Origin of the sequence: Acinetobacter colistiniresistens, from assembly GCF_000413935.1 — a bacterium.
Lineage (GTDB): Bacteria > Pseudomonadota > Gammaproteobacteria > Pseudomonadales > Moraxellaceae > Acinetobacter > Acinetobacter colistiniresistens.
Genome location: NZ_KE340376.1, coordinates 31,005 through 44,531 on the forward strand (window position 1 = coordinate 31,005; position 13,527 = coordinate 44,531).

The 13,527-nt window shown below is 41.2% G+C and carries 13 protein-coding genes and 1 pseudogene; 10 read left to right on the forward strand and 4 right to left on the reverse strand.

Annotated features, from left to right (window positions below):
* Nucleotides 1-22 precede the first annotated feature (22 nt).
* Nucleotides 23-520 (reverse strand): DUF1289 domain-containing protein, encoded by a 498-nt coding sequence (locus F907_RS17285; protein ID WP_032861682.1) that lies wholly within the window; start codon nt 518-520, stop codon nt 23-25.
* Between the two features lie 109 nt (nt 521-629).
* Here F907_RS17285 and trhO point away from each other — a divergent pair, with 109 nt between their 5' ends.
* Nucleotides 630-1,562 carry an oxygen-dependent tRNA uridine(34) hydroxylase TrhO gene (gene trhO / locus F907_RS17280; protein WP_016651024.1) on the forward strand — a complete coding sequence of 311 codons (933 nt, stop codon included), beginning with the start codon at nt 630-632 and terminating at the stop codon, nt 1,560-1,562.
* Between the two features lie 141 nt (nt 1,563-1,703).
* Nucleotides 1,704-2,327 carry a DedA family protein gene (locus F907_RS17275; RefSeq protein ID WP_016651025.1) on the forward strand — a complete coding sequence of 208 codons (624 nt, stop codon included), beginning with the start codon at nt 1,704-1,706 and terminating at the stop codon, nt 2,325-2,327.
* A gap of 12 nt (nt 2,328-2,339) precedes the next feature.
* On the opposite strand, the pseudogene F907_RS0117800 reads toward F907_RS17275, so the two are convergent.
* A pseudogene (locus F907_RS0117800) lies at nt 2,340-3,227 on the reverse strand (LysR family transcriptional regulator).
* A 101-nt stretch (nt 3,228-3,328) separates the two neighbouring features.
* Here F907_RS0117800 and F907_RS17270 point away from each other — a divergent pair.
* Nucleotides 3,329-3,934, forward strand: a complete 606-nt coding sequence (locus F907_RS17270) for a LysE family translocator (protein ID WP_016651028.1) — start codon at nt 3,329-3,331, stop codon at nt 3,932-3,934.
* Nucleotides 3,935-4,061: 127 nt separating this feature from the next.
* Here F907_RS17270 and F907_RS17265 read toward each other — a convergent pair whose 3' ends face one another.
* Both F907_RS17265 and F907_RS17260 read right to left on the reverse strand, forming a co-directional pair.
* Nucleotides 4,062-4,586, reverse strand: a complete 525-nt coding sequence (locus F907_RS17265; protein WP_005269638.1) for a YecA/YgfB family protein — start codon at nt 4,584-4,586, stop codon at nt 4,062-4,064.
* 72 nt (nt 4,587-4,658) lie between these two features.
* A complete protein-coding gene (locus F907_RS17260; RefSeq protein ID WP_005243797.1) occupies nt 4,659-4,865 on the reverse strand; it encodes a PA3496 family putative envelope integrity protein in 207 nt (68 codons plus the stop codon).
* Between the two features lie 346 nt (nt 4,866-5,211).
* On the opposite strand from F907_RS17260, the gene rpoD reads away from it, so the two are divergent.
* The 7 genes from rpoD to F907_RS19160 all read left to right on the forward strand — a co-directional run bounded on the left by rpoD (nt 5,212) and on the right by F907_RS19160 (nt 13,492).
* The gene (gene rpoD / locus F907_RS17255) at nt 5,212-7,095 is read left to right on the forward strand and encodes an RNA polymerase sigma factor RpoD (protein WP_005243800.1); all 1,884 of its coding nucleotides are present in this window, start codon (nt 5,212-5,214) and stop codon (nt 7,093-7,095) included.
* Between the two features lie 140 nt (nt 7,096-7,235).
* Nucleotides 7,236-7,523, forward strand: a complete 288-nt coding sequence (locus F907_RS17250) for a YbeD family protein (RefSeq protein WP_005269633.1) — start codon at nt 7,236-7,238, stop codon at nt 7,521-7,523.
* Nucleotides 7,524-7,673: 150 nt separating this feature from the next.
* A complete protein-coding gene (gene lipB / locus F907_RS17245; protein ID WP_005269631.1) occupies nt 7,674-8,327 on the forward strand; it encodes a lipoyl(octanoyl) transferase LipB in 654 nt (217 codons plus the stop codon).
* A gap of 81 nt (nt 8,328-8,408) precedes the next feature.
* Complete coding sequence (locus F907_RS17240; protein WP_016651029.1) at nt 8,409-8,942, forward strand: hypothetical protein; 534 nt, start codon at nt 8,409-8,411, stop codon at nt 8,940-8,942.
* Between the two features lies 1 nt (nt 8,943).
* On the forward strand, nt 8,944-10,128 hold the full coding sequence (locus tag F907_RS17235; protein WP_005269629.1) for an iron-containing alcohol dehydrogenase: 1,185 nt from the start codon (nt 8,944-8,946) through the stop codon (nt 10,126-10,128).
* 268 nt (nt 10,129-10,396) lie between these two features.
* Nucleotides 10,397-11,791, forward strand: coding sequence for an APC family permease (locus tag F907_RS17230; RefSeq protein WP_016651030.1), 1,395 nt, complete (start codon nt 10,397-10,399; stop codon nt 11,789-11,791).
* 333 nt (nt 11,792-12,124) lie between these two features.
* The gene (locus F907_RS19160) at nt 12,125-13,492 is read left to right on the forward strand and encodes a hypothetical protein (RefSeq protein ID WP_016651031.1); all 1,368 of its coding nucleotides are present in this window, start codon (nt 12,125-12,127) and stop codon (nt 13,490-13,492) included.
* The last annotated feature ends 35 nt before the right edge of the window (nt 13,493-13,527 follow it).

Here is a 13,527-nt window from a genome sequence, read left to right on the forward strand (position 1 = left end):
CGGTGCAATAATATAGAGTTTGTTAAATCTCATCTTCTTCCAGTTCGAGTGCACGCAATAAGGTATTACTAATCCCATCAGCACGTAACCAAGCCAATTCATAGCTCGCCTTTGCCAGAGCCAGTACACGACGCTCAAACGCCTCCCAAATCGGTTTAACCTGTGCATCAGTAATCCCCAGACCACTATCATGTGCCAAATGTTTATTTTTTTCACAAATCTTCAAGGCATGATAGAGCTTACGCCCATTACTGGCATTATCTAATACACGGATCCGCTTATTTTGAATAAAGCCTTCGACATGTTGTAAATTTGCATGTGGCAGTAAAGGGACCAGAATTTGGTCCAGTTGCGCATCTAGGCGCTTCCAAACCATTAGGCGCTGCTCTGGTGTATAGGTATTCCACTGAATCACTTCATGATTAAAGCGGCGACAGCCACGGCAGACCAGATCACCAAACACCGTTGAACAACGCCCTGCACATGGGGTCAATGATGGGATTCGACGGTCATTACTCAAAACCAACTCCTCTAAAACCATATTTATTTTATGGTTTTCTCGCTTATTTTCAGATTTCGCGCTAAAATGTGCGCCTTATTTTTCTATCTTAATACATTTGGAGTTATCCATGAACGCTACTGTAGAACAGCTTGCACCTGTAGAACAGCAAGCGACCAATAATTGGGTTGTTGCGGCACTATATCAATTTAAAGAAGTTTCAGATGCAGCGGATCTGCAACAACGTCTTTTGGACTTAGTGAACAGCATCAATTTATGTGGAACTCTGATTGTAGCGTCTGAAGGTATTAACGGTACCGTTGCAGGCGACCGTGCAGCCATTGATGCTGTGCATCAATTCCTTCTGAATGAAGGTTTTAACGCAATGGAATACAAAGAGTCTGAGAGCTCTGAAAAACCATTCCGTAAAATGAAAATCAAGCTTAAAAATGAAATTGTAACTTTAGGTGTAGAAGTGAAGCCACGTGATCTAGTTGGCCACTATCTTGACCCAAAAGAATGGAATGAACTGATTAGCCGTGATGATGTGATTCTGATCGACACACGTAATGACTATGAATATAAAGCAGGTACTTTCAAAGGTGCCGTTGATCCGAAAACTGAAAGCTTCCGTGAATTCCCAGAATACGTAAAACAAAACCTTGAACAGCATAAAGACAAAAAAATTGCGATGTTCTGTACTGGTGGTATCCGTTGTGAAAAATCAACTTCGTTGCTTTTACAAGAAGGTTTTAACGAGGTCTATCACCTGAAAGGTGGTATTTTAAAATACCTAGAAGAAACCCCTGCTGAAGAAAGTATGTGGGAAGGTGAATGCTTCGTGTTTGATGGCCGTACTGCGGTGACTCATGGGGTTGAAGAAGGCGAAAACATCAAGTGTCATGCGTGTGGTTGGCCACTGACCAAAGTTGAAGCAGAATTACCGAGCTATGAACATGGCGTATCTTGTGTTTACTGTATTGATAAAACCTCAGACAAGCAAAAAGCCGGCTTCCGCATGCGTCAGTCACAAATTGCCGCAGCAAAAAGAAAACGTCTGTAAGCTAAAAAGCAGATTAAAAGCCATAGTTTAACTATGGCTTTTTTATTGTGCGATAAAATCAAGTAACGATTCCACCCTTGAGCATTCATATAACAATCACTATTCTGAAAATAACAATCAAATGAATCAGATAAGGGCGTTATGGGACTTGAAGAATGGGTTCTATCCATCATGGAGAAACTGGGATATTTAGGTATCGCATTTTTAATGTTTCTCGATAATGTTTTTCCACCGATTCCCTCAGAAATCATTATGCCTTCAGCAGGTTATACCGCTTCCAAAGGCGAGCTTACGCTGATTGGCGTGATTATCGCGGGAAGTGGTGGCTCCATTCTGGCCGCAATGCTGCTGTATTGGGTCGGACACAAAGTCCCTCAGCAACAGTTGTTTCATTTTATCGAACGCTATGGCAAATATTTACGCATTCAAGTGCAAGATCTGGAAAAAGCACTGACATGGTTTAACAAACATGGACATCGCATTGTGTTCTTTGGCCGAATGATTCCAGCAGTTCGCTCCTTGATTAGTATCCCTGCAGGGATTAGCCGAATGCCTTTTAGTAAATTTATGCTTTACAGTAGCGCTGGAACCGTGATTTGGACCAGCTTTCTCGCCTATCTTGGTTATCATTTTAGTAAAAATCAGGCTTTGATGATGGCAATTCTACAGCGTGTCAGCTATCTGATCCTTGCCATTGTGGTGCTGTACCTCCTATGGTGGGCAATCAAAAAGTTTTACTTGTCTAAATCAAATCGCAACTCATAGCACCAACAAAACTTAGGCCAGAGATGAAACTGTGTTAAATCCCAATTGGCTTTTATGCATTTCATCTCTTAACCAATCTCTCAGCAATAGTTTACGAATATCCGCTTCAAAAGGCTGGGCAGACAATAAATGATAGGCCGAACCATCAGCATAAGTCGTGGTGAGTTGCTCCAGCATCTGATATTTCATTTCTCGCTCAACCATATAGGCAGAAACCACTGTTGCACCTAAACCCGCCAAGCAAGCCTCAATACAGAGATAAAAATGCTCAAGCGGAGATCGTTTTAAATCACCAAACTGTTCTGGGTGTCGGCGCTTAAACTGTTACCATAGCTGAGGTCTGGATTTAGAAATAAATACTTGCGTTGTTGCCACTCTATCATTCTTCGCCCGTACAGCGAGCATCTGTTCATCTGCGATTTTCTCACTATAAACCTCCTCCCCCCAAACAAAGTCATTTCGTCTTAGAGCCAAGTCAATACCTTGCTGTTGAAAATCAACCTCCCCACCTGCGGTTAACAGGCTGACTTCAAACTCTGGATAAAGTTGCTTAAATTGCGCTAAGCGAGGAATCAACCATTTCATTGCCAGCGTCGGTTCACAGGACAAAATCAAGTTTTTTTGTACTTTGCTATGTTGTTGCAATTGCAATAAGCATTGATCAATCTGTTGAAACACCTGCTGGCAGCATTCAAACAACACTTCACCTTCCGACGTTAAACTTAATTTTCGGGCTTCGCGCACAAACAACACCAAACCCAAAGCTTGTTCCAAGTTTTTAAGCTGTTTGCTCACTGCACTTTGAGTCACAAATAGCTTTTCTGCAGCAACAGTGACACTTTCATAACGCGCTACATAATAAAAAAACTTAAGTGAATTCAAAGACAATCGTTCAATCATTCCAAAAACTCATACATGACAGGAATTAACTTCAATTTTAAATATAGCAAGAATATGAAAAATATAAAAAATCTTTAATGAGGCAATTTAGGAATAGATGAGTGAATGAAATCATTGCTGTGGGTTTGGTTACCCTGCTTGCAGTTATTAGTCCAGGTGCAGACTTTGCCCTTGTCACCCGAAACAGTTATCTCTATGGTCGTCATTTGGGCATCTGTACCGCCTACGGCATTGCGATGGGTGTCTGGGTACATATCAGTTATAGCTTGATTGGACTGAGCTTTTTACAACAATACATTCCCAGTTTAATTCAACTGATTCAATATATCGGTGCAGGCTATTTGATCTATATCGGTTATAAAACCTTTACACTTCCCTCTATTCTGTTTGACGAAAACAACTGTGATATCACGCGCTGGCAGGCTATCAGACATGGCTTCCTCACCAACAGCCTCAACCCCAAAACCACACTGTTTGTCATGAGCATTTATTCGCAGGTAATGACCAGTGGCAACAACCTGCACACATTAATCGGATATGGTGTTTTTATCTCTGGCAGTCATTTGGTTTGGTTTTGCTTGGTTGCATTGTTTTGTTCCACACCGCTTATTCGCAACAGAATTCTCGCCCAACAAGTCAGCATTTATCGAATCATTGGTTGTATCCTAAGTGCTTTAGGCATAGGGCTTTTGTTCACTCATTTTTAAATTTTCCTTCCAGGTGCAACAATCACTGCAAACGATTGGCATAAAAAAAACGCCCTGCTCGGGCGTTTTCATCTTTAACTTGTTCTGCCATGCATGCACTGTGCTCATCGCAGTGCAACATGTCACATCACGCTGGCGTGTGGTACATGAGATAGAGTTCATTTAAATTTTCAGGAATTTCTTCTGCCAATTCGTCCATCAACTGGCCATTACGGCGGAAAGATTCCATTTGTGGATCTTCTTCATCAATTCCGCTAAAGACCATGATTGGCAAAGTTAAATCGATCAGTTGCTCTTCAAATTCAGGCGCAAACCACGCTTCTTCATTAAGGAACATGGCATCAACAAAACCAACACTCCAATCGCCTAAGCTTGATTCAACATCTGCTTCTTCGATTTCAAATGGAAACTCGATTCCATTTTCATTGGCTAAATCCTGACGAATTGACTCCAACCAAAGCTTCACTTGTTCAAGTACTTCAGCAGGAAGCTTCTTTTGATTACTCTCAAAAAGCTCATCTAACCAACGATCAAATTTTGGACCAACGGCAATTGCACACAAAAAGCCATGAGTCGCTGCGAAATCTAGACCGTATTCGTTTTGATCACCGTCAAGATAATTACTTAATAAGTCTAAATCTAACGTGCTCATTCTTTCATCCAATTTTAAAAATACATCGGCAACAGCATAACATTTTCAGACATGAAGTCTCAGCAATTTTGCTTAGTCTTCGTCATCAAGATCATCATCGTCGAAATCATAATCAAAATCTTTTAATTCTCGTTCTAAGCGACGTTGAGCTAACAACTCATCAATCAAACGACGTTTTTCTAATGATTCTTTGGCGCTGATTTTACCCGATGACTCATCAAAACTAACATCATCTTCACCGTAGTTATCATCATCTAATTCAAAATCTGTAGAAGACACTAAGTACCTCTAATGAAAAATATAAATGGGTCTAGCCGCTATTTATCGGTCTTCTGCACCCTTGTCAAGTTTTATTTGATTTTTTTGCTATAAAATCGTGTTTTGTACTTTTTTTCATCAGTTTTTTTGTGTATTTATAATCCAACAACGGCAACAATCAAAAAAAATCTTTAAGTAGGAATTGCTCTTGAAAAAATATGACTTAACCCCATATTCAAGTAACAAACGTGAAAGCAAATCAATTTTTTATTTAAGGCAAACGGATCAAATCCAAAACATTCATCGTGAATTGTGCTATCATGCACGGTTTTTCACCGCCACAGATTCAACAAAAGAGTAAGCAAAGATGAGCGATATGAATTCCCCTACTTCGCAAGTAGCGGCTCTGATTAGCCGAGGCAAAGAACAAGGTTATTTAACTTACGCTGAGGTTAACGATCATCTACCAGACTCAATTACGGAAAGTGAGCAGATTGAAGACATCATCCAGATGCTTCAAGACGTTGGTATTCCAGTGCATGAACGTGCGCCTGAAACTGACGACACCATGTTTGGTGAATCAACTGAAGCAGCTGATGAAGTTGCCGAAGAAGAAGCTGCTGCCGTATTAGCATCGGTTGAAAGTGAGCCTGGTCGTACCACAGACCCTGTACGTATGTATATGCGTGAAATGGGTACGGTTGAACTTCTTACACGTGAAGGCGAAATTAGCATTGCAAAACGTATCGAAGAAGGTATTCGTGACGTTTTACATTCGATTGCTTACTGGCCAAATGCTGTTGAAGTTGTTTTACAAGAATATAATGACTTTTTAACTGGCGAGCGTCGTCTTGCCGATATTCTCTCTGGTTATTTAGACCCAGAAACTGACGAAGATATTCCTGAAGTTCTTGAAGAAGAAGCTGAAATTGAAGAAGAAGATAGTTCTTCTTCTAAAGGCAAAGATGTCAAGCTTGATGATGACGATGAAGAAGAAGAATCTGAAGGTGATGATGATTCTGAAGGTGATTCAGGTCCAGATCCAGAAGTTGCCAAAGTTCGCTTCTCGGAATTGGAAGCAGCTTGGAATGAAACCAAATCTGTTGTAGCAAAACATGGTCGCAATAGCGAAGAAGCAAAAGCTGCCCTTGAAGCACTTGCTGCCGTGTTTATGATGTTCAAATTCACGCCACGTTTATTTGACATCATTTCAGAAATGATTCGTGGTACACATGAGCAAATCCGTTCAAATGAACGTGAAATCATGCGTTATGCAGTGCGTCGTGGCCGTATGGACCGTAACCAGTTCCGTACCACCTTCCCTGAGCAAGAATCAAATCCAGCTTGGTTAGATGAGCAAATCGCGAAAGCACCTGCCGAAACCAAAGCACATTTGGAAAAAGTTCGTCCAGACGTGTTGGCATTCCAGCAAAAGATTGCCGATATCGAAAAAGACCTTGGTTTGAACGTGAAAGATATCAAAGATATCTCTAAACGTATGGCGGTTGGTGAAGCGAAAGCTCGCCGTGCCAAGAAAGAAATGGTTGAAGCGAACTTACGTTTGGTCATTTCGATTGCGAAAAAATATACCAACCGTGGCTTACAGTTCCTTGACTTGATTCAAGAAGGTAACATCGGTTTGATGAAAGCCGTAGACAAGTTTGAATACCGTCGTGGTTATAAATTCTCGACCTATGCAACTTGGTGGATTCGTCAGGCGATCACACGTTCGATTGCGGATCAGGCACGTACCATTCGTATTCCAGTACACATGATTGAGACCATCAACAAGATCAATCGTGTCTCTCGTCAACTTCTTCAAGAAATGGGCCGTGAGCCTACACCTGAAGAATTAGGTGAGCGTCTGGAAATGGACGAAGTTAAAGTTCGTAAAGTACTTAAGATCGCAAAAGAACCGATTTCGATGGAAACACCAATCGGTGATGATGAAGATTCGCATCTTGGTGACTTCATTGAGGACTCAAACATCACATCACCAGTGGATGCTGCGACCTCAGAAGGCTTAAAAGAAGCGACCCGTGAAGTACTTGAAAACTTAACTGAACGTGAAGCGAAAGTATTGAAAATGCGTTTTGGTATTGATATGCCAACCGATCATACTTTAGAAGAAGTAGGTAAACAGTTTGACGTAACGCGTGAGCGTATCCGTCAGATTGAAGCGAAAGCATTACGCAAGCTTCGTCATCCTTCTCGCTCTGAACACTTACGTTCATTCTTGGAAAATGACTAATTTTTTGGGAAATCTTGTAGCTTGAGCAGTGCCATGCATTGCTCTGATGCAAGACTTGAAGTTCAACACTTCATCCCCATCTATGTATTAGATCATAAGCGCCTGCACTGATGCAGGCGTTTCAAATTAAGAGGTTGCTCATGTTAGACCGCACTCCTTCTCGTGAATTACAAGAACATCTTTGGGTTTTCCCAATGGACTATCCAATCAAATTGATTGGTGATGCTGGGGATGAACTTCGAGTAGCTGTTGTTGATATTTTGCAGAAGCACTTCCCTGAATTTGATGGCGGCACAGTAAAAGTTCAGCCTTCACGTACAGGTAAATATCACTCTTTAACTGCGCAATTACGCTTTGAGGAGTTAGAACAAGTTCATGCCTTATATGCTGATCTTGCAGCCTGTCCTTTAATTAAGACAGCGCTTTAATCAAGAAATCCAAAATGCGAAAGTGTTTTGGATTTTTTTTGCAATAAAAAATAAAGCACGTCTTTTCAATCCATCCCTATTTATCTGACTCAAATCATTCCATAATTCAACTATCGATCTATTCAAAGCTGCCAAGGAAATTCTGCTGTAATGAGCGCTGCAAAACCGACTTTAATCATTCGTTGTTTTAAAGATCTACAAGATTACACGACTCGTTTTGAAGCCATGAAAGACTTCACAACCCATCGTGATGAAAACACCCCTGATGAAGTTTGGCTGCTACAACATCAAGATGTCTTGACCCAAGGACAAGCAGGTAAAGCAGAGCATATTCTGATGCACAGTAATTTACCAGTTGTACACACCGATCGTGGTGGACAGGTCACTTGGCATGGCAAAGGTCAATTGGTTGCCTATTTCCTGTTAGACCTGAATCGCTTGAAATGGCATGTCCGTACCTTGGTTAGTTTTGCAGAACAAGCCATGATTGATCTGCTCAAACAATACAACATCCATGCCTATGCCAAACCCGATGCGCCGGGCGTGTATGTGGATGAACGCAAAATCGGCTCCTTAGGTTTTAAAATCCGTCGTGGTCGTAGTTATCATGGCCTTGCCCTGAATATCGACTGTGACCTCACTGGCTTTCAAACTATCAATCCATGTGGTTACGCAGGCTTGGAAATGGTGCGTTTACAAGACTTGCTGCAAGATTACCCAAGCTTTGAACAACTCTGCGCGGATTTTGTGGGTTATTTAAAAAATACCCAGCTCTTTAATGACCCTATAGTCAAATCTGAATAATTTGCTTTTCAATTCTATAAAAATAAATTAGAGTAAATACTCTAAATTAGCTTTTGCATAATTTTAACAAGGGATAAGCAAGTGATTTCAACCAAAGCCGTGAAGCCCACCTTGCAATTTGCCTACGTCAAACTCATGATGGATGTTGTGGGTCGTGGCCTCGTGATGGCAAGCCAAGTGGATGATGAAGTACAACAGGAAGTATCCAAGTTCTCTGTTGGTTTTATCCTTTCAATGAATGTTTTCCCGAATGGCCCCGCATTCGTTGCTCGAGTAACCGAAGAAAAACAATTAGAGCTGTTGTCCAATTACAAAGGCAAGCCTGATTTAACCATTACCTTCAAGCATTTAACCCATGCCTTTTTGGTGTTTTCCTTCCAGGAAAGTACCGCACAAGCCTTTGCCAATGACCGCATGATTGCCGATGGTGATGTCTCAAGTGCCATCCGTCTGGTGCGTTGCTTGAACAAAATGGAAGCCCTGATCTTACCTAAGCTAATCGCTTCACTTGCAGTCAAACGCTACCCTGCTGAATTAACATTAAAAGAAAAATTCACGGGTGCTAAAAATATCTATCTTAAAGTCGCAAAATCATATCTGAAACGGAGCGCATAACATGGCTAAGCCTTATTACGAGTTTTTCTGTCCTGTAAAAGTCATTGCTGGTAACGCTGCCTTAGAGCATATCCCGTTTGAACTTGCGACACTTGGCGCAAAACGCCCCATGATCATTACTGATAAAGGTGTGCGTGCCAATGGTTTACTCAGCCCAATCGAAGCAGCATTCAGCACCACGGATGCGGTGATTGGTGCGATCTTTGATGATGTTCCACCCGATTCAAGCTTGGAAGTGGTTCGCTTAGCCGCAGAACTGTACCGCAAGCAAAAATGTGATGCGATCATTGCAATTGGCGGTGGCTCAGTCATCGATACCTCTAAAGCAACCAATATCTTGGTGTCTGAAGGTGGTGATGATTTATTGCAATATTCAGGTGCACACAATCTACCAAAGCCACTAAAACCATTCTTCGTGATTCCAACCACCTCTGGTACAGGCTCGGAAGTCACTATGGTGGCTGTGGTATCGGATACGCAACGCAATGTCAAACTGGCTTTTGCCTCTTATTACTTGATGCCACATGCGGCGATTCTTGATCCACGCATGACCCAAACTTTACCGCCGCATCTTACGGCCATGACGGGCATGGATGCACTGACGCACTGTGTTGAGGCCTATACCTGCTTAGCTGCCAACCCACTCAGTGATGCCTATGCCAGTGCAGGCATTAAAAAGATCAGTGAAAACCTGTTCAAAGTTCTAGATAATCCAAGCGATGCACAAGGCCGTTTAGAACTTGCGCAAGCATCTACCATGGCTGGGATTGCTTTCTCCAATTCAATGGTGGGCTTAGTTCACTCATTGGGTCATGCACTTGGTGCTGTTGCACACCTGCCCCACGGCCTATGCATGAACTTATTCCTTCCCTACGTGCTGGAATACAACAAAGAAATCAATGGCGACAAGATTGGTGAGTTACTGCTACCACTTGCAGGTGCTGATATTTATGCACAAACGCCAGCCAGCCTACGTGCAGACAAAGCCATTGCCACAATTTTAGCGATGCGTGATCGTTTATTCAGCTTGACCAAACTGCCGCGTACGTTACGTGAAACTGGTAAAGTCACTGAAGCACAACTGGATGAAGTGGCTGACAAGGCACTGAATGATGGTTCCATCATTTACAACCCGAAAGAAGCAAACTTGCAAGACATTCGTGCAATCTTACAAAAAGCATGGTAATACATTGAGTTAAATCAAATATTCCTGCTTAAAAGCCCTGATATTGATTGAATATCGGGGCTTTTTATTTTTAAGTGAATCTTTATTCATCTATTTATTTACCCAATTGGCAAAAAAATTGCTAAAAAAAGCATAAAAGTACTGACAATTTATAGTGTTTTAGGATAGATTGGCGCACTTTCGTTTTTTGTACGGGGGATCGTTTTTGTCTCAAACGATCCTTAACACTATGGCTGATCTTTGATCAACGATTATGAGGATAACGCCGTTGACAAATTTATCTGGGACTCAACCAACAGCGAAGCTGCAAAAGAATCTTGTGCTTTGGCACATCATCATTATTGGCTTAGCTTATATTCAACCATTAACTTTATTTGATACGTTTGGTTTAGTATCTGAAAGAAGTGGTGGTCATGTACCGACTTCCTACATATTTGCCTTAGTTGCAATTCTTTTAACGTCGATCAGTTATGGTCATATGATTCGTCGTTATCCGTCTTCTGGTTCTGCATATACCTATGCCCAAAAGTCGATTCACCCTAATGTTGGTTTTATGGTGGGTTGGTCTTCATGGTTAGATTATTTGCTCTCTCCTCTGGTGAATATCATTCTTGCAGATATTTATTTGAGAGCACTCTTCCCAGAAGTAAATAACTGGATTTGGGTGATTGGTTTAACTGTATTGATGACAGTGATCAACCTGTTTGGTGCACGTTTTGTCGCACGTTTTAACAGCACCATTGTGGTGATCCAGCTCGGTGTGATTTTCTACTTTGTGTATCAGGTCTATATCTTGCTCACACAAGGCGTTTATGCCGATGGCACACTCAATCCAGACAAAGCTGAATTATGGTCACTTGCGCCATTCTGGAATGAAGTGACTTCTGTCGGGGCACTGATTGCAGGTGCAACCGTACTCTGCTTCTCGTTTACAGGTTTTGATGCACTTTCTTCGCTGGCAGAAGAAACCAAAGATGCTGAGAAAACCTTGCCACGTGCTATTTTCACCACAGCATTGCTTGCGGGTATCATCTTCATTGTCAGCACCTACTTTATTCAGCTTTACTTCCCAAGTAATCCGAATACGTATTTCAACCCACTGGATGAATCTCAACCCGTTATGGTTGCAGCCATTGGTAGTCTGGCATTTAAGACCATGGTGCTCTACTTTGCAGTCGTGGCCGTGATGGCATCAGGTATTTCGGCACATGCAGGCGTATCACGTTTAATGTATGTAATGGGTCGTGATGGCGTGATCAATAAGAAATTATTCGGTCATATTAGCCCACGTTTACACACCCCAACTTACAATATCCTGATCGTTGGTGTTGTCGCTTTATCTGCTGGCTTCCTTGATCTTGAGCATATCGTGAACTTGATTAGTTTTGGTGCATTAACTGCATTTAGCTTTGTTAACTTCTCGGTGATTTCTCGCTATGCGTTGAGAGATGGCAAGAACAAGACGCCAAAAGACATTATCAGCTATATCATTATCCCAACACTCGGTTTCGCCAGCGTGTTTATGATGTGGCTGGAAATTGACAAATTGGCGTTACAGATTGGTTTGGCTTGGGCCGTCATTGGTGTCGGTTATCTTGCTTACAAGACCAAAGGCTTCAAATACAATGCACCACAGCATAATGAATTTGATGACAGACACTAATTTAGTGAAGTAATAAAAAAGGCGCTAAATGCGCCTTTTTTATTATTTTAAATGAGAGATTAAAAAGCACTGTATAAAGACTGCGATTGCATCCCGATCAAAATGAAAAAGCTGTTCATAGAGTGAGTTTAAAATAATACAAATTAAAATTATCCAAGATTTCAGAGATAAAAATACTGAATAAAAACATTAAAAACCAATATAACAACCTAATGAGGCCTTTTGTTTATTTCTCTTTTAAAGCTGCATTATGATTAAAAAAATTTAACAAAATTCAAAAATAAAAAATCAATTTGATTTTTTAAACACCGGAAAACAGAGAGATTCAAAATAATGAAAAATATCGTGAAAGGAAGTAGCGTTGCGCTACTTTCTGTAGCACTTAGTGCCTGTTGGCTTGATTCTGGTAGTAGCGGAGGTTCAAGTTCGTCTGAATCTGCACCTACGCCAACGCCAACGCCAACACCAACACCAACACCAACACCAACACCAACACCAACACCAACACCAACACCAACACCAACACCAACACCAACACCAACAAATTGTGCATTAACTTATGATCAATGGTTACAACTAAAAATGGGAGATAGTCTGGCTCAAAGCAATACTAAGCTAGGATGTAATGGAGTATGGAAATCCGATACTGTTGTCGCAAATGGAGTCACCCAAAGTAACTATTTATGGGGTGAACTGACTAAAACTAATAGTGTTTCAGCAAATTTTCAGAATAATCGGATGACAGGTAAAACCTTTGTACCAGAACGACAACCAGAATCTAGCTGCTTCCCAACAGGTACTGCTCTCAATCAAATAAAAACAGGTTTAAACCGTGGTGAAGTAGAACAAATTATTGGCTGTAAAGGTCAAACAGGCAATAGCCTTTCAGTTTCAGATAATACAATACAAACAAGCTATAACTGGGGAACTGCAAGCAAACAATTTCTCGTGTTAAATTTTGACAATAATCGATTAACAGGAATTTCTTATAACAGCTCAAATCAAAACTCTAGCTGTGAACCAAGCCAATCTGCATGGAGCAATATCCGCATCGGCGACAACTATCAAACAGCAATGACTAAAATTGGCTGTGAGGGCATTTTACTGAATATTACGGATGTCGGTAACACACCAAAACTCACCTATCACTGGGGTAATTTAATCAACCAAAACTATGTTCAACTTGGTTTCAGTAATGGACAAGTCACAACCAAATCATTTAAGCCTAAATCTGGTAGTGTCTCAAGTTGTACACCAACAACCGAACAATGGATGAACGTGAATCTTGGTTCCGATTACAATACAGCAAGAAGCCAATTGGGCTGCGAAGGCGTTTTACAAGGCGCTGTGGCTGTGAGTAATAGTGAGTCTAAGCTTACCTATAATTGGGGGCATGTTGGGTCACAATTCACACTATTTAGCTTTGATAATGGTAGTCTTTCTACTAAATCCTATAATAACTCAACACAGCGTTCCAATTGCGAACCTACTCAGCAACAGTTCAATCAAGTACAAATTGGTCAATCTATAAGTCAGGCTACATCTTATTTTTCCTGCACAGGCGCAATGAACAGCATGACACAAGTTTCAGCTAACGTAATCACTCGAAGTTATTCATGGGGACAAATTACAAATACCAACTTTGCTTTAATTAATACAGATAACGATATCGTAACAGCGAAAAGTTTCCATCCTAAATAACTAGATTGCCCTTTGCATCATCTCGATGCAAGGGG